At 65.5% G+C, this 24,362-nt stretch carries 26 protein-coding genes; 3 read left to right on the top strand and 23 right to left on the bottom strand.

Annotated elements, in window-relative coordinates; translation table 11 throughout:
• Positions 1–53: 53 nt before the first annotated feature.
• The 19 genes from K323_RS0102295 to K323_RS0102385 form a co-directional block, all read right to left on the bottom strand.
• Positions 54–1,829, bottom strand: coding sequence for a TraM recognition domain-containing protein (locus tag K323_RS0102295; RefSeq protein WP_022883670.1), 1,776 nt, complete (start codon positions 1,827–1,829; stop codon positions 54–56).
• Positions 1,826–2,365, bottom strand: a complete 540-nt coding sequence (locus tag K323_RS0102300; protein WP_022883671.1) for a hypothetical protein — start codon at positions 2,363–2,365, stop codon at positions 1,826–1,828. Before K323_RS0102300 ends, K323_RS0102295 begins: the two co-directional genes overlap by 4 nt.
• Positions 2,365–3,909: an ATP-binding protein gene (locus tag K323_RS0102305; protein ID WP_022883672.1), complete on the bottom strand. Its 1,545-nt coding sequence runs from the start codon at positions 3,907–3,909 to the stop codon at positions 2,365–2,367. Before K323_RS0102305 ends, K323_RS0102300 begins: the two co-directional genes overlap by 1 nt.
• Complete coding sequence (locus K323_RS0102310) at positions 3,906–4,715, bottom strand: hypothetical protein (RefSeq protein WP_022883673.1); 810 nt, start codon at positions 4,713–4,715, stop codon at positions 3,906–3,908. The genes K323_RS0102305 and K323_RS0102310 overlap by 4 nt, the downstream gene beginning before the upstream one ends.
• Positions 4,716–4,754: 39 nt before the next feature.
• Positions 4,755–6,176: an SCO6880 family protein gene (locus K323_RS0102315; protein ID WP_157509336.1), complete on the bottom strand. Its 1,422-nt coding sequence runs from the start codon at positions 6,174–6,176 to the stop codon at positions 4,755–4,757.
• 41 nt (positions 6,177–6,217) lie between these two features.
• Complete coding sequence (locus K323_RS0102320) at positions 6,218–7,681, bottom strand: TrbL/VirB6 family protein (protein ID WP_022883675.1); 1,464 nt, start codon at positions 7,679–7,681, stop codon at positions 6,218–6,220.
• Between the two features lie 40 nt (positions 7,682–7,721).
• The gene (locus K323_RS0102325) at positions 7,722–7,991 is read right to left on the bottom strand and encodes a DUF6112 family protein (protein WP_022883676.1); all 270 of its coding nucleotides are present in this window, start codon (positions 7,989–7,991) and stop codon (positions 7,722–7,724) included.
• 82 nt (positions 7,992–8,073) lie between these two features.
• A complete protein-coding gene (locus K323_RS0102330; protein ID WP_022883677.1) occupies positions 8,074–8,340 on the bottom strand; it encodes a DUF6112 family protein in 267 nt (88 codons plus the stop codon).
• Entirely contained in the window at positions 8,337–9,533 is a 1,197-nt protein-coding gene (locus tag K323_RS23825; protein WP_022883678.1) for a M23 family metallopeptidase, read from the bottom strand. The genes K323_RS0102330 and K323_RS23825 overlap by 4 nt, the downstream gene beginning before the upstream one ends.
• A gap of 14 nt (positions 9,534–9,547) precedes the next feature.
• A complete protein-coding gene (locus tag K323_RS0102340; protein ID WP_022883679.1) occupies positions 9,548–10,234 on the bottom strand; it encodes a hypothetical protein in 687 nt (228 codons plus the stop codon).
• A 74-nt stretch (positions 10,235–10,308) separates the two neighbouring features.
• The gene (locus K323_RS0102345) at positions 10,309–11,373 is read right to left on the bottom strand and encodes a ParB N-terminal domain-containing protein (protein WP_022883680.1); all 1,065 of its coding nucleotides are present in this window, start codon (positions 11,371–11,373) and stop codon (positions 10,309–10,311) included.
• Entirely contained in the window at positions 11,366–12,229 is an 864-nt protein-coding gene (locus K323_RS0102350; protein ID WP_022883681.1) for a hypothetical protein, read from the bottom strand. Before K323_RS0102350 ends, K323_RS0102345 begins: the two co-directional genes overlap by 8 nt.
• Positions 12,230–12,314: 85 nt before the next feature.
• A complete protein-coding gene (locus K323_RS28690) occupies positions 12,315–12,716 on the bottom strand; it encodes a hypothetical protein (RefSeq protein WP_022883682.1) in 402 nt (133 codons plus the stop codon).
• Entirely contained in the window at positions 12,713–13,369 is a 657-nt protein-coding gene (locus tag K323_RS0102360) for a DUF2637 domain-containing protein (RefSeq protein WP_022883683.1), read from the bottom strand. The genes K323_RS28690 and K323_RS0102360 overlap by 4 nt, the downstream gene beginning before the upstream one ends.
• The gene (locus K323_RS0102365) at positions 13,366–14,277 is read right to left on the bottom strand and encodes a bifunctional DNA primase/polymerase (protein WP_026851135.1); all 912 of its coding nucleotides are present in this window, start codon (positions 14,275–14,277) and stop codon (positions 13,366–13,368) included. The genes K323_RS0102360 and K323_RS0102365 overlap by 4 nt, the downstream gene beginning before the upstream one ends.
• A complete protein-coding gene (locus K323_RS0102370; protein WP_022883685.1) occupies positions 14,277–15,353 on the bottom strand; it encodes an ArdC-like ssDNA-binding domain-containing protein in 1,077 nt (358 codons plus the stop codon). The genes K323_RS0102365 and K323_RS0102370 overlap by 1 nt, the downstream gene beginning before the upstream one ends.
• A gap of 214 nt (positions 15,354–15,567) precedes the next feature.
• Positions 15,568–16,392, bottom strand: a complete 825-nt coding sequence (locus K323_RS0102375) for a helix-turn-helix domain-containing protein (RefSeq protein WP_245570904.1) — start codon at positions 16,390–16,392, stop codon at positions 15,568–15,570.
• 146 nt (positions 16,393–16,538) lie between these two features.
• Positions 16,539–17,714 carry a Cmx/CmrA family chloramphenicol efflux MFS transporter gene (locus K323_RS23840; RefSeq protein ID WP_022883688.1) on the bottom strand — a complete coding sequence of 392 codons (1,176 nt, stop codon included), beginning with the start codon at positions 17,712–17,714 and terminating at the stop codon, positions 16,539–16,541.
• 402 nt (positions 17,715–18,116) lie between these two features.
• Positions 18,117–19,499 carry an MFS transporter gene (locus tag K323_RS0102385; RefSeq protein ID WP_022883689.1) on the bottom strand — a complete coding sequence of 461 codons (1,383 nt, stop codon included), beginning with the start codon at positions 19,497–19,499 and terminating at the stop codon, positions 18,117–18,119.
• Positions 19,500–19,636: 137 nt separating this feature from the next.
• Here K323_RS0102385 and K323_RS0102390 point away from each other — a divergent pair, with 137 nt between their 5' ends.
• Positions 19,637–20,185, top strand: coding sequence for a TetR/AcrR family transcriptional regulator (locus K323_RS0102390; protein WP_051147185.1), 549 nt, complete (start codon positions 19,637–19,639; stop codon positions 20,183–20,185).
• 264 nt (positions 20,186–20,449) lie between these two features.
• Here K323_RS0102390 and K323_RS0102395 read toward each other — a convergent pair whose 3' ends face one another.
• Complete coding sequence (locus K323_RS0102395) at positions 20,450–21,079, bottom strand: TetR/AcrR family transcriptional regulator (protein ID WP_033372370.1); 630 nt, start codon at positions 21,077–21,079, stop codon at positions 20,450–20,452.
• A gap of 78 nt (positions 21,080–21,157) precedes the next feature.
• On the opposite strand from K323_RS0102395, the gene K323_RS0102400 reads away from it, so the two are divergent.
• Both K323_RS0102400 and K323_RS0102405 read left to right on the top strand, forming a co-directional pair.
• Positions 21,158–21,538, top strand: coding sequence for a DUF1761 family protein (locus K323_RS0102400; RefSeq protein ID WP_022883692.1), 381 nt, complete (start codon positions 21,158–21,160; stop codon positions 21,536–21,538).
• A 14-nt stretch (positions 21,539–21,552) separates the two neighbouring features.
• Positions 21,553–21,840 carry a DUF1905 domain-containing protein gene (locus K323_RS0102405; RefSeq protein WP_022883693.1) on the top strand — a complete coding sequence of 96 codons (288 nt, stop codon included), beginning with the start codon at positions 21,553–21,555 and terminating at the stop codon, positions 21,838–21,840.
• Positions 21,841–21,996: 156 nt separating this feature from the next.
• On the opposite strand, the gene K323_RS30810 is transcribed toward K323_RS0102405, so the two are convergent.
• The 3 genes from K323_RS30810 to K323_RS0102420 form a co-directional block, all read right to left on the bottom strand.
• The gene (locus K323_RS30810; protein WP_425402256.1) at positions 21,997–22,275 is read right to left on the bottom strand and encodes an FAD-dependent oxidoreductase; all 279 of its coding nucleotides are present in this window, start codon (positions 22,273–22,275) and stop codon (positions 21,997–21,999) included.
• Entirely contained in the window at positions 22,272–22,463 is a 192-nt protein-coding gene (locus tag K323_RS0102410; protein ID WP_022883694.1) for a hypothetical protein, read from the bottom strand. The genes K323_RS30810 and K323_RS0102410 overlap by 4 nt, the downstream gene beginning before the upstream one ends.
• A gap of 589 nt (positions 22,464–23,052) precedes the next feature.
• A complete protein-coding gene (locus K323_RS0102420; protein ID WP_022883696.1) occupies positions 23,053–24,129 on the bottom strand; it encodes a DNA cytosine methyltransferase in 1,077 nt (358 codons plus the stop codon).
• Positions 24,130–24,362 lie beyond the last annotated feature (233 nt).

Raw genomic sequence — 24,362 nt, forward strand, 5'->3', positions numbered from 1 at the left:
CTGACATCGGCAACCCCGGACGGGGTCGCTCTACCTGCCAGGTGCACCGCCGTTTACGACGCGCGACGTTGCAGAAGCTTCTCGATCCCGGCGCGATCCGTCCGGAGCTGGTCTGAATCACGTCGGTTCGTCCAGGTGCGCATCCGGGTCACGATCGGTGGTGCAGATCGGAGAACTACTAGGGCGGTGCCGAATGGGAGGGTGCGGATTGTGTCGGGGGGCATGATCGGAACCCGGCGAATGGAGCGTTGCGCGGATCGGGAGCCGTGGTCACCGATGGTGGTGGAGTCGGTGAGTTCGTCGCGTTCGCCGATGAGGGTGGTGAGGTCGTGGAGGTCTTTCGAGTTCGAGGCTCCGCCGAGGATGATCTTCACGATGGACGCATCCCAGATCGCACCGGCCGCATTCTCGGACCACTTCTCCCGTGCCTGCGCGAGCGACTGAAGGACGGGCATCGTCGTGATCCCGGTGCCACCTCCCTCTGCCATCAAGGTCGGCAACGACGGCAGCGGGGCAAGGTTCCCGACCTCATCAAGGGCGAGAAGCAGCGGCGGGTCGAGACGCGCGCCAGCACTGCGGGCGGCGATGCGCCGGGCCGTTTCGACGAGGTCTTCCACGAACGCGGCGACGGCCGCGGATGAGTTGTTTGCCCCGGCGCCGGTCGCGAGGAGGTAGAGGGTGCCGTTGGCTTTCAGGAAAGCTTCGGGGTCGAAGTCCTCACCCTCTCTCGGGGATACGGCGTCGAGGACGCGGGGGTCTGCGAGTGCGGCGAGGGTCAGGGAGACACCTTGCCAGATGGAGTCGCGGGTTCTCGGGTCGGAGTCGATCATCGCCTGCAACGAGTCCGCCCATCCCGTGGCCGCGTTCGGGTGCCCGGTGAGGATCGCCACGGCGTCCGCGGCGGTGGAAGGGTCAAGGGTCCACCGGAACAACTCAGCGGGCGTCCGGTGATCGAGGGCTGCGGCGTGCAGGAGAGCTTGCAGGGCCGTGCGGGTTTTCCCTTCCCAGAACCCGCCACCTTCTACTCCGCCGGCGGACAGGCCAGTGCCTGCGGCGAGACCGGTAGCGCGGATCATCGCCGTGAGGGGGTCCTCACATCCCCGGATAGGCGACCAACGGAGGCCGGCGGGGACGCCTTCGGCGAGGTGCTGCGGGTCGAACACCGCCACCGGCCCGATCTTCTCTCGCGCTCGAAGCGTTGCGGTCAGATTGTCTGGGCGGGTGGAAGTGGTGACGACTGCGCCGGGTGCGTCGAGGATCATGTTGATCACGACGTGGGCGCCTTTCCCGGAGCGGGGCGGTCCGATGAGGAGGATCGAGTCCTCCACTGACGCCCACACTCCTGCACCGCGTGAGGTGCCGATCTGGTAGCCGATATCGGTGGCCTGGGGGTTCTCGAGCGAGGGGCGCAGGTGTCCGGCACGGCGCAGTAGCGCTTTCTCTGACGCGGCGGCGGTGACGTCGGGGCGGGTCGCGATTCCGACGATCCGGTAGGGGTCTGTTCTTGTGCGGCGTCCGTGTTCCCGGATGGTTCGCCACACCCACCACCCGACAACGCCGAGCAGTGTGAGGAGAACGATGACGCTGGCCCAATACGCGACCGGGTTGAGTCCTTCCGCACCGAGAACAGTGCCGGGGTCGCCAGGGTTGGTGAAGACCCCGACGCCGGCCTCGATCCCTGCTGCGGGTTGAGGCGTTCCGGTCACCCAGGCTGCGACAGACCCCGCACCTCGGAGGAGCGCAGCGAGGCCGGCGACGGCGATGAGCCCTCCGAGGAGGATGTTGGTGAGCTCGTCCCCGAACGACCCCGACGAGCGCGGCGTCCTCATGGCAGGCGCTCGACCGTGAGGGTGCCGGAGATCCGGCCGAACAAGATCACCTCACGAGTCGGCGACGACGCGACCTGTTCCGGAGTGAGGAGTCCACGGGCGGTCCCGTTGTGGGCGGCGTCGCTATGGGTGAGGATCACCGCGACCGCGACATCCTCACCGGGAACAAACCCCTCACCCTGAACCATCTGCAACTCGGCCAACGCCGGGACTGCCGGTACTGAAGCAGAAGACAGTTTCAGTTCCGGCGCTGGTCGGCGTTTATTCGTGGCGGTGACGATGTCGGTGAACACGGTTCCGTCCGCTTCGCGGACCTCGACCCTGACCGGGGTGCGCCGTTCACCGGTCAAGCTGTCGAGGATCGTGGGGAATGCTTCGCGTCTCCAGGGTGGCGCGAACGGTTCCGGCAGGTGGGGCTCACCGTCGACAGAGACGGTCATGGTGCCGTCTTCGGAGACAGCCATCACGACGGACGGCAACACCACCGGAACCTGATCGGTCTCGGTGGGCGTGCGCTTATAGCGGGGCCGGTTCATCAGGATTCCTCCTGATCGTTCGAGATTCCCGAAGGAACGTCGGGGTTCCTGAACTCGCGGTTTTTTGTGATCATGCGGGTTGTGGTGTCGAACGTCGTGAGCTCGTTGGGGTGGAGCTGGTGCTGCACGACGAACGAGCGGTCCTTGATCCGCCACAATCCCTGCCCGGTGCCGAGGGTTGGGATGATCTTTTGCTCTGTTCCGGTGAGTCCGAGCGCGGTGGCGGTTCCGCCGAGTTGGTCGGGTTCCTGTCGGTAGACGATCCTGGTCTCGGCGTTCGCGAGGAGTGATGAGGCGAGGGCTCGCATGGCTGAGCCCTGGTCGCCGACGTTGTCGAGGTCACTGAGTTTGTGGAAGATCAGCATGTTTGCGATCCCGTAATGCCTGGATAGTCGCCATTGCGCGTCCATTCGTCGGAGCAGTGATGGGTAGGCCATGAGTCGCCAGGCTTCGTCGTAGATCACCCACCGCTGCCCGCCGTTGGGGTCGGACAGGGCGGATTCCATCCACGCCGACGAGCAGGTCATCAGCACCGAGATCAGAGTGCTGTTCTCTGCAACGCGGGACAGGTCGAGGGACACCATCGGTAGTGAGGGATCGAACCGGACAGTGGAGGGGCCGTCGAAGAGCCCTTGGAGGTCGCCGGCGACCAGACGGCGGAGGGCGTGTCCGACGAGCCGGCCGTCCTCAGTCAGTCGGCCATCTGCGTCGTCGGCGGGGTTAGGGGCGAGGATGCGGTCGACGACCATTGGGAGGATCGGGACTTCTGATGTGCGGACGGTGTCGGTGAGGGCGAGGTCGATCGCGGTGTGCTCCAACGGTGTCAGCACCCGGTCCAGCACGGTCTCCGCGAGTGCCCCGATGAGGTCACGACGCCGTGCTGCGACTTGTGTGGCCCATTCCAGGTCTGAGATCGCGGAGGGTCGGTGTCCTTCATCGAGCGGGTTGAGGCGGGCGGTCATCCCGTGGCCGAGAACGATCGCCTTCCCACCGACGGCTTCCGCGACGGCGGTGTGCTCGCCTTTCGGGTCACCGGGAACGTACACGCGCCGTCCGAATGGGAGGGAGCGCGTGTAGAGGCTTTTGGCGAGGGAGGATTTGCCGGAGCCGACGATGCCGGCGAGGACGATGTTGGGGGCGGTGATGATGCCTTGCCGGTACAGCTCCCACGGGTCATACACGAACGATCCGCCGGAGTAGAGGTCCTGCCCGACGAATACGCCGCGGCTGCCGAGGCCGGCTTCGGCGAGGAACGGGTACTGCCCGGCCAGCGTCGCGGACGTGTCCTGATGCCTGGGGAGCCGGAACCGGCCCGGTGTGCGCAACGCTGTCGGGCCGGGTTCACCGGCGGCAGGCAGATATGTCGTCGCTCGTTCTGCGGCCCGTTCGGCCTCCCAAGTCGCCTTTGCCTCGTTCTTCCGGGTCCGGCGGGCGTCGGCCTCGATTTCGGTGGCGGCTTTCCGGCGTGCTTTGCGGTGCTTGCGGCGTTCTCCTTCGGGGCCGACGAGCACCGTGGTGTGCAGCTTCTCCTCGTCACCGGTCACAGCGCGAGCTCCCGTCCCGACCGTGGGGATGATGCGCCGGGTGGGCGGGTGAACCAGTCCTGCTTCTTCGCTTGCACCGGTAATATCCCGTGCTGCCTCGCGACCGCACCGCCCGCCGCCATAGCCATCGGGCCTCCTACGGGGGCGGGCGGGTGCTCTCGGTTCAGAGAGACATGCCCGAGGAACGGGCTGTAGGTCAAGGTGTATGCGCCCTGGGTGGCGACTTTGTCGAGCGCCCCGACGGGCACGTCGTCGTAGACGTACCCGTTCTCCAGCGCGGCCTGTGTGGTCTCGTCCCCGTAGTCGCACCCGGCCAGATCGTTGATGGCCGCGTCCGTGCCGTCTTTGGCGATGAGATCCAGGATCTCGTCAGCGGCGTCACCTTGCAGGAACACCACATTCACCCACCGCCGCTCAGGCATGGATGCTTGGACGTTTTCAGGGGTGTGAGGTTGCGGGGCGGTCCGCCACGCGATGCGCGACGAATGCCCGGAGGCCTGATCGAGCCGGTCATGAACCTGATCGAGGGCAGTGACGGCCTGGGCGAGCTCATCAGCAGCAGCCAGAGCCGAGTGGGCGCCAGCGAGGTGGTTGCCGTTGTCGTCGAGCGCGTAGGCGCGGTGGTTCACGTTGGCGGTTGCGAGTTGATCGAGTACCTGGCGGAGTGCGCGGACTGTGCCGAGGAGTTCCCCGAGCATCGGATACATCTGGGCTGGGGTGGTGATGGTACGGGTCTCGTGGGCGAGACGCCGCAGCGCGGCGTAGGCGTCAACTGCGTCCGGGAACGGGGCATCGAAATCTGGCATGTTCTTCTCCTCACAAATGGGTGTCGCCGGGAAGGTGCGTCAGACCGCGCGGCACAGCGGCAACGCGGCCACGGTGAACGCCTGGGCCTGCTGGCCGACTAATTTCCGGGTTTCGCAGGAGGCTTGGATCGCGGCCTGCTCGATCGCAGCGACCGCGGCGTCGAGGTCTTCCGGAGTCGACGCGGTGATGCTGATGAGGCCGGAGACGCGCAGGACGCCGTGCCCTGCGGTGAGGTCGGCTTCTTGCTGGAGAACATCGGCGTATTCAGCGGTCGCGGTGGCGTCCTCGACCTGGCCGATGCGGTGCCGCTGGTTCGCATCACTGATCAACTCGGTCTTCTTCTTCCGCAGATCCCGAGCGGCCTGATCCGCCCGCACTGGCGTGTAGTGCAGGGACAAGGTGCGCAGGATGCCGTTGGACAGGACGAGCGGGGCGAGGAATCCGGGATAGACCTGTGAGCGGGGCCATTCGGTGATCCACAGCACCGCATGGTGTGCGGAGTCTGAGCGCAGGCGGTCCCAGGTTTCGGTGACGGCGACGGGGCCGGCGGTGGCGAGGTCGCGCCCGAGCGCACCGTGGCGTTCCAGCGCGGGGCCCGCGGCCGGGTCGTAGGCCGACCGGAGAACGACAGCGACTTCACCTGGTGTGAGCCATCCCGTGGCGGTGAGCTCCGCCGCCCGCAACGCAGCCGTCAGGGTCGTCATCTCCTGCCGGAGCACGGCGGCGGCACCGCGGACGCCGCCGCCTGCGGTGCGGATCTGCCGGGCGGCAGCTTTCATATCCAGGGCGAGGCTGATCGTGGTCGCGTGGCGTTCCCCGGCAGGGCCGGCACGGTCGATGAGTTCCTTGTAGGTCGTCGCAGCCCAGGAGCCGTCGTCGGTGCCGTGCTGCCGCCACCACTCGGCAAGCCCGGTCCCGGAATCTGGCAGGGTGCGTTCGGTGACCTGGATGCGAGCGATCCGCCCGGACCGGCACGTCGCGGCAAGAACCCGCCCCCACCCGGACACCCGGCGTTGCTGCTCGCCGGGATCGAGGAGCACGAACGCGGGGTGGGAGACCCCGAGGATGACGGTGAGGGTCTGGGCGTGGGGGTCGTGGATCATCGCGGCACCCGTCTCCGGGTCCTCCCACTCCCGCAGTGACGCCGCGTCGCCTGGCAGGGCGAGTGTTCCTGCCGGGCGTGGCTTGATGATCTTGCGGCGGTAGACGAGCTGTCCGAGATACGTGCGGAACATCCATCGGGTGAGGATCGGTGCCCACTCGATCACTTTCCGCCCGCCCGCGGGGATCGCTGCCAGCAATGCCGCTGTTGCCCACACTGGTGCGGTCCAGGCCAGGCCCATGCCGCCGGACGTGTAGAGGGCGGCGACGACGGTGAGGAGGGCGATGCCGAGGACGATGAGCTGCGGCAGTGACAGGCCGAGGAGGATGCCTCGGCGGGTGAGGCGAGAGAACTGCATCGGCGACAGCGCGTACCCGCTCTGATTGGTGGAAGACACGATCAGCCCTTCCCAGTAGGTGGCGTAGAGGGTGGTGGCGGTGGCGGGGCAGACCGGGGCGTCGAGCCTGATGGTGAAGCAGCCGTCGGAGGCGCACTCGCTGGAGGGGCAGACGGAGACGAGGTCGGGGGTGCTGTCTGCGATGGCGCGGGCGGTGGCGAGGAGGGTTCGTTTGCGGCACCGGCCTGGCTCTCGGCAGCACCGCCGACCATGCCGCCGGCCTTCGGCCCTGCGGTGGCGGCACCCTTGACGACTGCGGCGCCCGCAACGATCGCGAGACCTGCCGGCCCAGCAGCCGCACCAGCACCAGCGCCGGCACCGGCAGTGCTTGCGCCGGCCCCGGCGCTTCCGCTCGCTCCCGCGGTTGATGCACCACCAGTCGTGGCGGTACTCGAGCCTGCCCCGGCGGCTGGCGTTCCGCCTGGAGACGCGGGAGGCGTACCGCCTCCACCGCCGGGCGATGGATCTGGTGGCGGGGACCCGTTCTTGTCGCCGCCGCCGTCGAGAACCTTCTTCGCGCCATCAGGGGACGGGTTGGATGGCACAGGGACGGGACGGTTCAGCGCGGATTTCGCTTCTTGTTCGGAGCTCATCGCGTGGTACATGTCGAAGCCCACAAAGCTGATGAATTTGTAGGTGATGTAGGGCGCGAATGCTGCGATGAACATCAGCACGACCCCGGCTATCGGGTCCGAGATCGACGCGAGATCCGCGTCGATGGGTGCGCTGACTTGGGCGATGGCGACGAGGAAGATGACGACGAGGACGAGCTTGGACAGGATGAGGGCGATCACGAACGACGCCCATTTCCCGAACCAGCCCTTGGTCGCATCCCACGACGCTCCCGCGAGGGCGACGGGTCCGAAGACGATTGCGACCAGGAGGAGGGCTTTGCGGATGAGGAGGGAGAACCACACGATCGCCGCCGCGCTGATGGCGAGTCCCGCGAGGAAAATCGTGATGATCGCCCCGACGCCGGGGCCTGCGATGTTGATCGTTGCGAACCCGGCAGCCAGCAGGGCGATCCGGTCGCCCATTCCTTCCATCGTGTTCCCGGTGGCTTGCACGATGCCGACGGCGAGCTGGTCGGTGATCTCCAGCAGCAGGGTGGTGAGGCTGATGATGACGAACGATCCGAGCACCGATTTGGCGAGGCCGAGGGCTGCGCGGGTGAGGGCGGTGGGGTCGCGGTGGATCAGTCCAGTGATGAGCTGGAGGCAGAAGAACACCAGCATGACGAAGATCGCGACGCCGAAGAGGATGTTGTAGACGCCGATGTATTCGGCGCCGGTGACATCGACGAGGGTCGTGGTATCGAAGACCGACCAGACGGCTTCGAACAGCCAGGATGCGGCTTGTCCCATTGCTTGGGCGAGCCAGTCGAAGGGTGCTGCGATCAGGGACGCGGTTCCTTCGCCGACGGCGTCGCAGACGGTGGAGATGACGGGGACATCGCAGACGCTCATCCGGCCCACCTCCGCCCGCGTGGAGTGTGGTTGCGGGGGTTCATACGCCTTGGCCCACGTTCCAGAAGAAGTTCACGAGCGTCACGGCCGCACCGCAGATGATCGCCGCCCCGCAAGAAACCAGAACGCCGGTCTTCCCGCGGGACGCGAGGTGGGGGTTCGAGCCGTTGGAGCCGAAGCCCCAGATGATCGCCGAGATGATCAAGGCGAGGACGGAGAGGATGAGGCCGATGGTCATGACTGCGCCGACGATGGTGCGCAGTTGCTCGATACCGGGAAGGCCGGTTCCGTTGGGGTCGATGTCGATCACGAGTGTGCTCCCTTTGACAGTGGCGAGATGAAGTTCTCGACGGTCAGGTGCACAGCACGCCCCAGGCGGAGCACAGAGACGGTTAGAGGGTGTTGCCGATGTCGATGAGGAAGTTCAGCCACGCGACGCCAGCCCCTGCCAGTGCGGCGGTGCCGACGGAGACGAACAGGCCCGCCCTCGCTTTAGCGGCGACATGGTGGTTGCCGTTGGGGGACGCGATGGCCCAGGTGATCGCGGAGACGATGAGCATGAGTACCGCGATCACCAAGACGAACATGAGGAGGGCACCGATGACGGAGCGGAGGTCGCCTGCGGCACCGACGCCGCCGAAGTCGGGAAACACGTTCATGGGGTGCCATCGCTCTCGGTCGAGATAGGGGTGCAGGTCTTGGATGCGGTGTCGCCGCCGGTGATGCCTTCGGCGTGATGCTCGGTCAGCCAGATGTCGGAGTCCACGGTGGGCTGGCCTTGGCCGCCGGGGTGGATCTGGAAATGCAGGTGGGGTCCGGTGGAGTGGCCGGAGGAGCCGACGTCAGCGATGTGCTGGCCCGCGGTGACGGTCTGCCCTTCGGTGACGAAGATCCCGTTCTCCCACATGTGGACGTACATCGACGCCACACGCTCACCTTGGACGGTGTGCTCGATGACGATGTTCCCGCCCCCAGAATCCGTGTAGCCGGCATGGACGACGACACCATCCATCGCCGCGAAGATCGGGGTCCTGCCCGCGGCGGCGAAGTCACTGCCGCCGTGGAAGGACGCCGCACCAGTGATCGGATCAATCCGTGGCCCCCACGGACTCGTCCTCGTCCACGTCCCCTCCGGCAGAGGAAACACGATCCTGGTCGTCTCCGGCACCACCGGCGCACCGCCCGGATTCCCGCCGCCTGGACCAGGCGCGGGCCGGGTGAGGGTGGCGAGGATCTTCTCCGCGACGGGTTGATAGTTCTGATACCGGTCAGGGAACGCCGAAACCTCGACCGACTGCGCGGCCTCGCCGGGGTCGAGGTTCTGCCAGTCGGGGATGTCGAGGAGGCCGCGCGGGCTCGGGTAGTTCGGGCCGGTCGGCCCACCGAAGAAAGCTTTGGCTTGATACCGCGGGTCCATGAGTTCGGCGACCGTGCCCCACCCGGATTGTGGGCGCATCTGGAACAAACCCAGGCTGTCGTGGTCGGAGCCGTTACCGTCATTCGGGTAATTCCCGGATTCGGGGTAGGTGCCGGTATTGGCGAGCATCCGCAGGGACGACTCGGTAAGGGCGGCCATGATCGCGATCCGCGCACCCGGTGCGCCGACGCCGTCGGTCTGTCCGGCGGTGGTGATGATCGTGGCCGCGTGGGTGAGCTGGGTTTTGTCGAGGGTGATGGTGATGCCGTCGCGGGTGGTCGCGGTCAGCGAGTCCGGGATCGGCCCCAACGCGAGCGACCCCGGTAGACAGGCGGAGATCCCGGCGGGGTTCATCAACGCCCCGACCCCGACCAGCGCGGCGGCGGGGCCGAGGAAGACGAGCGCCAGGCCGAGAGCGAGGACCTTCTTCAACATCACGAACCTCCGGCTCAGTGGAGAGGGTTGTCGAGCTGGGACAGCCGCAGCACCCGGCAAGGCCCCGCACGGAACTCCGGCGCCACCGGACTACAAGCGATGAACACCGTGAATGACACCGGCCCGGAAGACTCCACCGGGTCGGTATCCCAGGTCCCGGTACGGTGCCGGACTCCGGTGATCGTGTACGCGGTCGCCCCTTTGGGGAGCTGGCCCGGCGCGGCCTGTTCGACCGCGGTTTCCCACGCTTCGGGGACGGCGGCGGTGTCGATGGTCAGCCATTGGCGGGTCTGGTACTGCCGGAGCTGCGCCCACGCAGGCGGAGACGGCAGATATCCGCGTATGTCCGAGGCGAGCAGGTCCGCCTCCGCCTCGTCGGCGGCATCCAGGATCGGTTGCGCGTAGTCCGCCGGCCCCGCGCTGCCGGTCGTGTTCCAGGTGAACAAGGCTGTGGCGATGCTCTGGGCGAAGGCTTCCGGATCAGTTGACACGGGCAACGGCTCGGGTTTGCTGCCCGTGCCGTTCGAGGGTGTGGGAGTGCCCGGTGCAGTGGAGGTCACCGGGTCAGGAGTGTCGGCGTCGGAGCCGGGCCCGCGAAGCAGCCCGTACACGCCGACACCAACCAGGAGAAAAAGTGCGACACCGCCAGCGATGACGGCGATCAGGAGGCGACGGCGGCGACGGTCAGCGGCGGGGTCCATGCGGGTGTCCTCCCAGAAGACGACGAACAGGGTTGTCGCCTAGAAGGTGCACACCCCGCACCCGAGCCCCCTGGTTAGGCCGTGCGGCGAGAGGAATCCTGTCGCGCAACCTCGATAGCTTCAGCGAAAGCGACAGTGCCGGCAACGGTCGCGGTGAACTGCTCCCACTGCTCATCCGTCAGCCCGGCCGCGATTTCCTCGACATCGAAGTGTTCCCACCACTCGATGAGGTCCGTCCAGGTGAGCACGAACGCCCGCAAGGTTCGCCGCTCCCATCCGCCCGGAAGCACCAGAGGTGTTTTCCCTCGGGGCTTCTTTCCTGATGCCCGGACACGGGCGAGTGCGTCCGCGGCTAACCGTTCCAGGTCGGCGGCCCGCACGGTCGGTTCCTCCGCGCGAACCCGCGCGGCTTCTGCGCGGGCGTGGGCTTGCTCGGCTGGGGATGCGTCGGGGTTCACAGCGAGTTGTTCCAGCTCGGTCAGCGTGGCTTCCGCATTCACTCGTTGGAAGGCTGAGTACACACCGGCGCCTGCATCGATCCGTTCCAGCTCCGCCGATGCTGCTGCGCGTACATGCTCGGGCTGGGAAGCGTCGCCTGCCAGATCTTGGAGACGTCCGACTCGTTCCAGAGTTGTGTAGGCATTGCGTCCCGTGACCATAAGAGCCGCCTGCGCACGGGCTTTGCCCGCCGATTCTGACGGTGGTGCCAATTTGGCACCACCGTCAACTCTCGGGTTGTGACCGCCCGCAACGAACCGTGAATCGACCTGCCTGCGGGCTGCATCCTCAGCCATCACGGTCTTCAGCTCCCGATAGAGGGTTGCCTGCTCAGTCGGGGTCAGGGGCTTGTGGAGGGCGTTGTCGTCTTGTTCGGCGAGGAGCTGCCCGAGCCGGTCGGTGATCCCGGATCGCACCCAGACGTTCACCGTCTTGATCCCCAATGCTTGGAGCGCGGAGAGCCGGCGGGCACCGCACACCAGCGCACCCTCGGGCGTGATCGTGATCGGCTGGAGGAGTCCTTCGCGGCGGATGGACTCGATCATCGCGTCGAGATCGCCGAGGTCGGTGCGGTGGCGACGGCCGACGGTGATGGAGTCGAGTGAGCGTTCCAGCTCGATATGCCCAGGACTGTTAGCCACGACCCCACCTCGACGGATGTTCTGGCGTCACCATGACGATCTCGGCAAGCAAAGCATCATCATTGAGTAGCGCGGGAAGTGATTCGCCGATGAGGAGACGCAAGAGGACACCGCGGCCGGCGTCGGTGTGCGCGAGATCGGGGTCGGGGTTGCCGAGCACGATCCGCAGCATCCCCAGCCACGATGCGCTGGGAAGATCCAAGAGTGCGCGGGCGGGGTAGTCGCGGCGCAGCGCCTCGAACGCGGACTGGCGCGACGCGGAATCGGTCAGGCGGGAGCAGATGTACTCGACTCCGCCTCGTGCCGAGGTACTGGACCAGCCCATCAGGGTGAACAGGTCGATCGCGTCTTCGACCGCTGACTCGACGCTCGTTATCCCGTCGAAGCCGTCCGCTTGTTCCTCATCGTCATCATCGAACGGGGTGATGCGGAACGTTTCGTGATAGTCGGTGAGCGGGTTCTCGCGGTCGCTGAACCGCTCCGCGTCATGAAACACGGAGAAGCGCGGCCGCCTGGCCTGATGCACCGAACACAAGAGCCCGTTGGCGCGTTCTTCCGCGATGCAGGTGACCTGCACGGCGCGGGTGACCATCGCCCACGGATCATCGGCCTTCCGCACTGACGGGGCACGCATCGCGTCGAACGCGGCCGAGACGGCTTCCCACGGGTCCAAGCCATGTTTCTTCGCCAACGCCGCGTACTTCTCGGCGGCGTGCCGCATGAGCGCGGTGACCTCGGGGTCGGCTCGCCATGCCCCGCGTCCCTGAGCGTGCAGGCGGGTGAGGAGAGTGCGGAGTCCTTCGGAGTTCTCGAAACCCTGTCGGCGCTGGCCTTGCTGTGTGCTCGTGGTTGTCATGGGTGTGGCACCTCCTGACAGGCAGGTGCACACACCACCCCCAGTAATCCACGATGCAATGATGCTGGGGGTGATCATGATCAGCTCACCGCGTTCCGATCCCCGGACGCCCCACTGACTGGGCTGGCGGCGTTCTCCGGTTTCCGAATGCTGACAAGGGCGACAAGCGGTGAGCACGTTCGCTGATCGCGTGCCGGCGCGTTGCGGCCGCTTGGACGGTGACCCGGCGAGTGCGGCGAGTGAGTTCGGCCTGAAAGTCGATCCCACACCCCGATATTCGCCCGCCTGCGTGGGAGAGCAGGTCTGTGGGTCGGGTCCATACGACGCCCCGGCCGGGCTTCCGCTCCGCCTTCTTTGTCGGGTCTGGCTTGGTGAGGGACGGGTCGCCGTGGCGCGACAGTTCCTCGTTGTCCTCAACAGCACGCGGCACGTCGGGCTTCTCGCTCGCTGGGCGGTCGATGGTCTCTGGTGTTTGGTCGGTGCTCATGGTGTCTCCTTGTCATCGGTGCTGGGAAGTGCGGGCGTGTGGAACCATCTGCCGATGGTGGAAGGGTGCACTCCGACCTGCCAGGCAATCTGCTTGTTCGACCAGCCATCGCCCCGCAGCGCCACCGCCAGCTCGCGACCCACGGGCCGCGCCACCACGAGTTCCGCGGCATCAGCATCAGTCACACCGTCGGACTCGGTCTCAGGAGAGAGCTCGACCGGTTCGAGGTGGAGGGGGCGGGTGAGGATGACGGTCAGGTGCGTGATCGCGAGCAGCACCAGCGGCGGGACGGCCGCGACGCTGGCGGCCAGTATCGGCGGCACATCCGCGTCAGCAGACACGACGGCGTGGAGTGCGTTCGCCGTCACCGAGACCACGGCACCGGCTCCGAGGAGTAGCCACGGATACCAGGCCGACTTCTGCGCGGCGAGGGCGACGACGGCGACTGTCGCGACGACGATGATGCCGTCCACGATCAACGGCCACGCCCACGCCTGGCTCGCTGATACTCCCGACCGGTGCGCCAGATCAGCCAACGCTGTAAAGGACAACCAGAAAGCTCCGGCAGCGATGAACACTGTTCCGGCGACTGCGGTGACGACGGCCAGGCGCCCGCCACGTCTGCGCACGAGATCCACGGGTGCGGGGTTCATGAGAGCACCTGGCTACTGGACCGTGCCATACGGCGCGGTATCTCATCGCGCCCAGAACCCCCAGAGGTGGCAGAGGTGGTGTGGGTGGCGCGGTAGGCGGAACGGATCGTTGCGGTGATCTCCCGCGGCGAGAGCCCTGCATGTTCTGCAGCCGGCGCGAGGGCGTCGTGCATCTCAGGCAGACTCATGCCGGCTTCGGAGAGACGGCAGGAAGCCCAGAACAGCCCGCGATTGCGTTCCCCCTCGCCGCGGGCCGTGATCCAGGCTGCGAGCCGCTCCGGGTCAGCAGCAACGGAAGCCGTCAACCGTCCCCAATTTCGCAAGAGAGCGGGATTGGGGCGGGGGTCTAGGAACTCCCGCAGAGCAGGAGCATTCACTGGGGACCCTGGGGAGTTCGACCCGGTGATCAGCACATACGACGCACGCAGCTCCGTGGTCACCTGGACGACGGAGGGTGGCGCGATGATGTATCCGCCGTTGCCCCGGAAATCGACATGCGCGCCGGCGGCCTGCCATGACGGTTGGTGCCGGTCACGGTGCGCCGGGTAGTAGGCGTGCATCCCGCCCGACGGCGTCCGCACCAACACCTCCCACCCCGCTACCAGACCCTCCCGGTGCGCCCTGTTAAACCCGGCGAACCCCGAACCTGAAGCCTTCACATCCACGTCGACGACTTCCAGCCCGGAGACGCCACCGGTCGGGATTCCGATGTTCGCGGCCGGCCACCGCCGCCACGACGCCGCGACCTGCCGCGCATCACTCGTCGCCTCGTGGAAACCATGCCTGATGAGCGGTCGCTTCTCGCCCGGCACGCACGGAAACACCGGCACCCCGGCACGAGCGAATAATGTGGCGGCGTCCGGTAGAGAACGTCCAGTAACCGACGCGAGCAGGCTTGCGGTATCCATCACAGCCCTCTCGCCGCCGGAGTCGCCGATCGCGTCGACCGGGTGGCATCGGCACTCTGGGCCGTCGCGCATTCAGGTCGTGCCGCCGGCCGGGCTTCACGGACCAGTCCCGGAGGATCACCTGCAGCGACCTGCACCGTGGGTAGTGCGTCGAGGATCGTCCCGGCGGTCTTGCGGACTCGTTCACCGGTGGCCTGCACCACCTCTGCCGGGTTCTTATCCTTCACCGTGCCCGCCCACCCCGAGACATACGGGATCGTATACTCGCTGGTGTCCATCCCGTGAGCGGCACCGACCATCAGAGCGACCGACTCAGCCTCGACCTCACCGATCCCGCGATGTCCCGACGCCTCCGGATTGCCTGGCCCGTGGAGCTTCACGTGGGCGAGCTCGTGCGCGAGGGTCTTTACCTGCGCGGCGTCCGGCATATTCTCCCGGACCGCGACGGTCTTCGCCGTGTAGTCGGTTAAGCCGTTCGCGCCGCCGATCATGCCCTCATGCGGCACCCGCAACACCGCGAAGCCCTCAGCCTCCACCAGCGCTGCGAGCCAATCCCAGAGCCCAGCCGGTGCCTCGCCTTCGAGAAACACCGGGGCCGGGCGTTCCGGGATCGGCTCCCCATGCGTCTGGGAAACGTCCCACACGTAGGCCGGTCGGGCACCAATGATGTTCGACCGCGCGGCCTCGCCAGGCTTCGGCTTCTCGAACTTCCCAAGTCGGCGCCACGACCCCGCATCCGCCGGAGTGAACGTCGCGAACCGACCCATCACGGGGGCGTAGATCATGTACCCGGCTTGGCCCTTCGCGACCTGTCGGCCGAGGGTCTGCCACTGCTTGAACCCCGCCACATACGACGGCTCCGGCTCCGTAACACGTCCCTGCTCGAACGCATCCATATGCTGCGCCCAGATCAGCAGCGTGTTGTTGAACGAGCGTGACCGGAACCGGGCAGCGAACTCGAGCGCACGCTTCCAGTCCTCACCCGACACCAGCCGTTCGACAGCACCAGTCAAGCGCTCATGCAGAGCATCGAGCTTCGCATCCCGCGCAGCCCGAGCCTCCTCCGTCGTCGCCATGATGACCTCCCTCCTGGCGGGCCACCAGAACAGAAGTGACCCTTGCGACCATGAGGTACGCCAGGAGGATCAGGAGGACGGACGTCAGAACAAACGCGGCGACCGTCAGGCTCCGCGACGAACCCGACGCTTCACATCCGGTCTACGCGATCACAGCAACCGTGACACGCGGGAGAACGAGACTTCGCTGAAATCGTCTGGGTGGATGCGTAGATCAGACGGAACGCTCAGACTGGCTTGCCCTCCGGACGCTGTGTCGATACTCGCTTGGCGGAACCCCGACGCTCCGGCGAAACTGCCGGGCAGCGTGATCCGCATCTGCCCATCCAACTTGACGGGCAACTAACGCGATCGAGTCATCAGAGTCATGCAGGAGAGCGGCCATGCGTTCGACTCTCGCCATGGTTAGGTAGGCGATCGGCGACTTCCCGTATGCCTCCGCGAACACTCGGCCGAGTTGCGATGCGGACAGATACACGGTCTCAGCGAGTTCATTCAGAGTCCAATCGCGTTCAGGGGCTTCGCGGATCAAGTTGGCGACGTGGTGGGCCTCGCGACGCAGCGGGAGGAACCGGCGTTGTCGCGGCGTGCCGGGAGCGGTTGCTCTGCGTTGCACAGCAGGCCGGCGGGTTACGCTCACGCTGATATGCGGCACGATCACGTCCAGGACAGCGAAAAGTAATGCTTGCATCCGATAGAAGCGGGACTGTTGCCCACGATCACTGCTGAGGGCGACGAGTTCATCCAGCCACGGTGCGAATTTTCCTGCGCTGTCCTCTCCAAGATGAATCACCTGGAGAGGGTCGGCGTAGACGGCGTCGATGAGCAGTCCCGCTTCGTGCCGATCACGGAGAATAGCGGAGAGCTGCCAGAACACCTGATCGGTCAGGTAATCGCGGTCCAGATAGAGGGTCGTGACCGTGATCGTGTCCCGTGGCTCGCTTCCGCAAAGAGTGTTCGAGGCGAGAAGCACCACATCGCCGGCCACGATGCGATGTTGCCCGACCTCGCTGCATAGCGTGGCTGAACCTGATCTCACGAAGATCAGCTTGATGCAGTCATACGCGACCGGCGCGACCACAGAGCAGACCGTTCTGCTTCGAGCCACCACAGGCTCGAAGCAGAACGAATGTCCTGCACTGTCAGCCGACATCGCGATCCCGCGTCACCCCTGAACTCCTGCTTCTACGGCTTCAGCGAGGTGTTGGTACGGTGGATCGATTGCGCCTGCATCGCCCATACGAAAAGCACCGCGACAACGAGGCCAGCGCTCACAAAGACAGGACCTTGCTCCGCGAAAGCTCCGAAAGCGATGCCGCCAAGGATTGGGCCAAGAATGGCACCGAGGTTCAGCGCGACGGTCGCGTAAGAGCCCCCCATGGTCGGCGCCTCCAGAGCCACGGCCATGATTCGGCCGATCAGGGTGCTGCCCACGGCGAACGACAACGCGCCTTGGAGGAAGACGAAACCGAACAGGGCAACGGGATGCACCGCAGTGGTTCCCAACAGGACCCAACCCACGAGCAGAGCAATACCGCCGAAGGTCAGGATCTGACGCCAGTAGCGGTCGGCGAGCCTTCCCGCCGTCGTCACTCCCGTGAAAGCCCCGACACCGAAGAGGGCGAGCACAACAGGAACCACACGTTCGTCCAGGCCTGCTTGATCGGTGACGAGGGGTGCGAGGTAGGTGAACGTGCAGAACGTTGCGGCGTTGACCAGGACCGCCAGCAGCATTGTCGTCTGGAGGGACGGGCTCAGGAGGGTTCGTAGCTCGGTACGGAGCGTCCCCCGCGAGCGCGAGTGATCGGCTTGGTCGAGTCTGGTCGGAGTGGCCGCGAGCACAGCGATGAGTGCAGGCAGCGAGATGACCGCGATAGCGAGAAGAGCGGTTCGCCAGCTCCAGAGCGATCCGACGAGCGCACCGGCGGGAACACCCACGATCAGCGCGGCTGTTGTTCCGCCAAGCACGACGGCGAGAGCGCGGGTTCGCCGCTCCGGGGCAACGATCGTGGTGACCGTCGAGAGGGTCACCGCGAGGAAGCCGGCGTTGGCGAGAGCAGCGATGACACGGGTTGTCAGCAGCACGGAGAAGTCGTCCGTCATCGCACCGACCACGTGCATGGCGATGAAGACGGCGAGGAAGCCGGACAGCGTCCAGCGTGGTGACAGGTTACGACCGAGAGCAGCCATGACGGGTGCTCCCACCACCATGCCAACAGCGAATGCGGATGTGAGAAGCCCCGCCTGCGGAATGGTCACGCCGAGATCAGATGAGATACCGGACAGGAGTCCTGCGAGGAGAAACTCTGAGGTTCCCTGCGCGAAGACGGCGACAGCGAGGAGATACAGCAAAATGGGCATGAAAATACGCTCCGAAGTGAGAAGTTGGGAAAGGGTGCTCGAACGGCACTTCCGTACTTCGGACGCGAATCAACAGAACAGCCGGCCGCGAGTATGGCTACTGGGTGTTCTGGAGTCGTCTCAACCGGGTGGTGTCAACGCATCAGCATCTTGGGCTACCGGAAGGCCGGCAGCCCGACTCTGGATGCTTCAGGAGAACTCACCTGAGGAGAATATCATCCGGGTACTGCGGAAGGCAGCATCCGGCCGTCGTGACGACTCGTCACCAACCCAAGCGTCCTTGAAGAGCTCGGAGTGCGCACACAGCCTGACCGGGACGGTCCGCAGTGAAGCTTGTCGATCGGGTGATGTGCGTTGCCAGCCGCCAGCTCCATTTTGTGAATGGCCCCTTCCTTAGTCGCATCAACGTTTTGCCGGGATCATGATGCTGGAGATGATTGCCGCGACGATGGCTGCGATGGCTGCGACGAGGAAGGCCTGTTGGAATCCCGCGTTGCCACCGCCGGCGAGGCTGAGGGCGGCGATGCTGGAGACGGTTGCGACTCCGATTGATGCGCCGAACTCATGGAAGGTGCTGAGCAGGCCCGAGGCGATGCCGGCTTCCTCCGGAGCGACTTGGCCCAGTGCGGTGGCGGAAGCGACGATGAAGAGAGTCCCGATACCGAACGCGCCAAAACTGATGCCGATGGTCGTGGCCAGTGTTGTCACCCAGAGGGCAGGTATGAGCAACCCGACCGCGGCAATGATCATCCCGATGGCACCCAGCTTGCGCGCACCGATACGTCCGATGAGTCGTCCGCCGAGGTTGGCGCCGATCATGGTGGCCAGAGCCACCGGCAGGAACAGGAGCCCGGTGACCAGCGGTCCGTGTCCTGCGGACTGCTGGAAGTAGAAGGTGCCGAGGAAGAACACTGCAACCATGAGGGCTGTGGCAATGAGGATGACGAACACACCAGTGAACACCGGCCGCCGAGTGAGCAGGCCGAGGTCCATGAGCGGGGACGCTGCAGTCCTTTGCCGCCAACCGAAGAGGAGGTAGAGCACGACCGCTGCTCCGGCCGAGATGAGTGTCTGCGTTGAAACCCAGCCAGCATCGCCCGCGACGGTCAGGGAGTAGATCGCAAGGCCAGTCGCCACGGTGACTAGAAGCGCACCTACGGCGTCCAGGCCGCCGCGCCCGGAGATAGGTGGCAGCGGTGGCAGCACGCGCAGGAGGCCGATGAGGACGATCGCGCCCACAGGCACGTTGATGAAGAACACCCAAGGCCATCCCGGACCTGCCGTGATGAGACCACCGAGTAGCACTCCCACGGCCGCTCCGCCACCGCCGAGTGCCGACCAGATTCCCAGAGCACGGTTGCGCTCGTCCCCGGAGAATAGCCGCACGACGGCCGAGAGTGCTGCGGGTGAGAGTATGGCCGCGCCGATCCCTTGAGCAACGCGACCTCCCAGCAGGAAGGTGACGTTGTCGGCCAGGCCGGCAGCGAGCGAGCCGGCAACGAATACGAGCAAACCGGCGACCACCATCCGCTTGGCACCGAATAGGTCCGCGCTACGCCCGCCCAGCAACATGAGCCCGCCAAAGGCCACTGTGTAGGCGGCGACGACCCAGGTCAACGCTTCGCGCGACAGATCCAGATCGGCACCCATCTGGGGCAGCGCTACCGCAACCACGGTGACATCGAGGATGAGCATGAACTGCGCCGTGCCCAGCAGGGCCAATGCCAGCCAGCGTTTTGGATGGGTCCCGTCGCTGGCATCGAGTTGTTCTCTTGTGGTCGACATCGCGTTCTCCTAAGTCAAACATGGGTGTTTGAGTTGTACCCTGTTACTATAACTCGTACACGCGTGTTTGAGAAACGAGGTCGCAATGATAGTTGCCGGTCCACGGTCCACGGCCCACCGCCAAGCGTGCCGATGCCATGCGGAACGTCGAGAGCATCCTTGACGCCGCGATCACCTGCCTAGGGAACCGTCCGAACGCGACCATGGCGGACATCGCCAAGGAAGCAGGGCTCGGACGGGTCACTTTGTACGGCCACTTCGCTTCACGCCCCGAGCTCATTGATGCTGTCGTCGCGAGAGTCATCGAGCATGGCGAGCAGACCCTGAGCTCTGTCGACCTCGACGGGGATCCACGCGAGGCGCTCACTCGGTTAATCCACAGCAGCTGGCGTCTGGTCGACCAAGCGCGCTCGATTATCGCCGCTGCCCAGGATGAACTCTCACCGGCGCGCATCCGGCAGCTTCACGCTGACCCGGCCAGACGAGTCGAGGCGCTCATTCGTCGCGGCTGCGACGAAGGCTTGTTCCGGACTGATATGCCGATTTCGTGGCTTATCGCCGTGCTCCAACAGATTCTCCACGGCGCATCGGCCGAGATTGCCAGTGGCCGCCTCGACCCAGCTGATGCGCCCGAGTTGATTGTCAGCACAGTGCTCGGCCTCCTCAACCCGCCTGACGTTGGCTAGGAAGCGGAAAGGTCGGTCATCTCCTCGGTCCGGCCAAGAGTCGGACGGGCGTAGGCTCGAACGGCATGTCCCGACAGCCCGATTGCAAGAGTTCTTGACCGCCGAGGGAAATTTCTCACTCTACTCAGGTCTACCAACGATGTTCTCGGTGGCCGAGACGAGCATCACCCCGGCTTCGCGGAGTGCGAGGTGGATTGCCACATCGTCCGCACGGTTGCGGCGAGACCGTTTACCCATGTGGACGACCCGCCGGATCTCAACGAGTCAGTTGGTGTCGGGGGCGTACCGGGCAAGGAACAGTGCGACGGCGGAGGCAAGCCGGGGAGGCGCATCCGGAACGTCGCCCTTGAGGAGGGCCGCGTTGAGCGCGGCACCGATCACCAGCCAGGTGAACTCGTCTGCAGCGGCACGTGGGTCGTCAATCTCCAGCTTGCCCTGTCGATCCAAATCACGGAATGCGTCCGCGAGGTCATCGATATTTCGTTCCCAGCTCTCCGCGAAGTACGTCGCCGCGACCTCGGGGTGAGCCTCCGCCTCACTACTCACCAGGTGGCGCATTGCCAGGACGGTGGGACTGAGGACGCCGGCCCGGATCGTAGCCCCGAGCTCGATGAGGTCGCTTTCAGGATCCTCACCCTGGACGAGCTGGTTCAGCGCTGGACGCATCGCGCCACGGCCGGCTGCAGCCCAGTCGGAAACGACCGCCGCGTAGAGGGCCGCTTTCGACCTGTGCGCGCGATAGAGCGACGCCTTGGAGATGTGCGCTCGTGACGCGACCTCGTCCATCGTGGCGCGCGCGAATCCCCGATCGAGGAATACCGCGCGCGCGATCGCGAGCAGCTCATCCCCGCTCGATCCGGGAGGGCGCCCTCGGGGCGTTCGTTCTTCGACCACGACCACAGTTTAGTACTTGACAGGACTGAATAGGATCCTTAGTGTAATTAAGTACTCGAACGTACCGAAAGGCAAATCATGGTCATCCTGGGAGTCGCTCTGGCGACAGTCGTCTCATTCATCGCCAGCGCGGCCCTGTACGCGGTGCCGCCGGTGTCACGCCTCATCACGAGTCGGAGCACCGCAAGGCCCGGCATCCCGATCGCAGTCCAGATGCTGCTCGTCGTGCTGCGCAGTCTCATCGTGTCCTGCCTCCTGGCCGGTCTCCTGATCGCCGCACACTGGCATGGCGCGGGGCCGGGCGCTCTGCTGGGTCTAGCCCTGTCATTACTGCCGCTGGTCCTGCTCCTCGGAGGCGTGGTGCACGAGAACACGCCTGTCCCCGTGGCGGCCATCCACCTCGCCGATTGGATCGCCAAGCTCATCATCATCGGCCTCCTCGTCGGCCTCTTCATCTGAAACGGAGCATCGACATGACACGCGAACCACAACCGCTCGACATCACCTTCACCGCCATCCTCGGCAAGGTCCGCGAAGGAGACACTTGGACTTGCGTCCAACTGCCAGACTCGGCGACCGTATTCGGCACCCGAGGTCTCGTGAAAGTCGAGGGCACCGTCAACGGAGAACCTTTCAAGGGTGCCTTCATGGCACTGGGTGACGGCACCCACAAGCTCCCGGTCTCCGCAACCATCCGCAAGCGCATCCACAAGGACGATGGCGACGAAGTCACCGTCCACCTTCAGCGGCGCTTGAACTAACAGCAGCGAAGTCGAACCGGAGGTATTTGTTAGAGCGGGATGACGGGGAGGGTTCGACGCCCTCCAGCTCTGCGAGTGATTGCTCGCACGGTGCGATCTCGCACCCTGAACTTCATGCCAGTACTCAAGCAGATATCCCTCGATATACCCGGGAAATCAACGATCTAAGCGGCTTGCTCGAGTTTTAGAAGCACGTACTCGGGTTCCGTCGTCGAGACGCACCTCGACGCCCCGGCTCGACCTCTTCACCGCCTGCACCACCCTTCCGGGCCGAAAATCTGTGTGCATGAGGTGGAGACCTCGCAGCTGCGCAGCGATCGGTTCCCCCAGGCTCGCTTGGAGAGGCAAATCTGCCCGAGCAACCAGGCGTACGTCGGCACCGGCGAACACGCTTGCGGCTTCCGTCCCCACGATTCCGGCCCCGAGCCCGGTCACGGGCCGGCGAACTCGGTGCCGATGTGCTCGCGGATACGAACGGCATCGAATGCGCTGTGCAGCGTGAACACTCCGCCGACGCCATCACCCATCGTCGGTTGCGGCGTGCCGCCCGCGGAGACGACGAGTGCGCGGAATCGGAGGGTCCCCCCACCCTCCGAATGGACGACACTTTCTGCTCGATCCATTCCGGTGGCACGGCCTTGCACAAACGGTGCGTCCAGTAGTTCGAGGTTCGGGAGAGCTGCTTGTTCAGGGCGAGTAGGCCCGGGAGGATGCCCTTGTCCACCAGAGTGTGGTTGTACGGTGCGGTCGTCTCGTCGTGCACGATGCAGGCCGTTCCGGTGAAACCTTCGTGGCGCAACGTCATCGCCGCCGCGTGGCCCGCCACCCCGCGCCGATGATGAGCACATCGGTGTCCTGCTGGTCCATCGGCTCCCTCATTTCGCCTTGAACGGAATACCCCAGGAGGGTATACAGTTGAACCTGTCGATACCCCAGGGCAGGCGGCGACATCGCGGAGGAGAAGATCCGCGAGGCTTCCCAGGCGATCGGTCGTCTCGTGCGGTGACGGTGATATCGCCCTGTGTGTCCGACCGAGCCACCGAGTCGGTAGGACTCTTCGCCGACTTACTGAAGCTCAGGCGACTGAGTCGCGGTGCCCTGAGCCGGCATGTGAGGGCCAACTACACCCGAGCGATACTGTTGCCCCGATGACGTGCCCAAACATCACGGCGTCAATGAGGCTCCAGACATCGCTGACTTCAGGTCGTATGGTCATGCTGTAGAGCGTCTAATGCTGCCGCGGCTTGTCGGGGGCAGGACGCCGTTGCCGAGCGCGGTGAGTTGTTGCGTGTTGGTCAGTTCAAGCTCCTGGTCCGTGACCCAGCCTTCGTCCAAGCCCATGAGCCATTCCACGAACGAGGGGGCTGGTCGTGGACCAGCCCCCTCGTTCAGGATTGCGGGGGCTGGGGCTGTTCGTCCGGTGATGTGTTCCCATCGGGCGATGGCTGGGGCGTAGCGTCCCCAGCGTCGAAGAAGTCCGCGATCAACTCTGCCGCCTTCTCCGGTGAAGGCTGTCCGTGGTTGAGTACGAGGTCGATGACCTGATGGCTGAGCGCGATCGTCCCGCGGCGAGCTTTCACCTGATCCAGGGTCTCGCCGCCCCTGGACGAGTCCGATGCGAGCGGAGTGCGGAAGAGTGCGGTGAGCGAGGATGAAGATCCGGAATCTTGGGTGTGGTGCGCCGATCGCGGAAGCGGGTAGACCGATCCATCGTGCATCCATGCCGAGGTCGGCCAGGTCTCCGAGAACGGCGCCAAGCGCGCGAAGAGGTCGAGCTGACTCGTCTCCCAAGCCCCAAGGATCGAGTTCCAGGTTGCGAAGGGTTGCCTTGCCGGGGGTTGCGGTTTCGGGGTTGCATCGTTCATCGTCGGTTCCTTCCTGAACGGGGCGGATCGCGGGCGAGGAAAGTAGCCCGCGGACGTTCTCGATGACAACCCACTCAGGTTGCAACGCGTCGATCGCGGTAGCCATGTTCGCCCAGAGCCCGGAACGTGTTCCTGGGGCGAGGCCGGCGCGTTTGCCGACGGTGGAGACGTCCTGGCAGGGGAACCCACCGCAGAGGACGTCCACTGGCGGAACCTGATTCCAGTCGATGGTGGTGATGTCGCCGAGGTTCGGGGCGTCGGGCCAGTGGTGGGCGAAGACGCGGGCGACAGGCTCGTTGATCTCAGAGAACCACACGGTTCGGGCGTTGAAGGCTTCTTCGACGGCGAGGTCGAGGCCGCCGTATCCGGAGAACAGCGATCCGACCCGTAGCCGCTGGTCGGTGATGTCGTTCGGTTCGTGCATGGGGACTCCGCCTGATCGGTGACCTCGGTCGTCATCCGTTCACGGACTCCAGTGCCGAGCTGGTCACCTGCCAGGTACACGCCCACGCCCCACGCCGAGCAGGCCAGATCACTCATTCCGGACCCACCTGGACCCCTTTTCGCTCACCTCGCTTCTGAGCCACCACGCGTCTTGCAGATCGAGGTCGCGACCACCCGCGTGTGATTTCTGAAGCCATTGATCCTGCTTGTTCA

Origin of the sequence: Glaciibacter superstes DSM 21135, assembly GCF_000421145.1 — a bacterium.
Taxonomy (GTDB): domain Bacteria; phylum Actinomycetota; class Actinomycetes; order Actinomycetales; family Microbacteriaceae; genus Cryobacterium; species Cryobacterium superstes.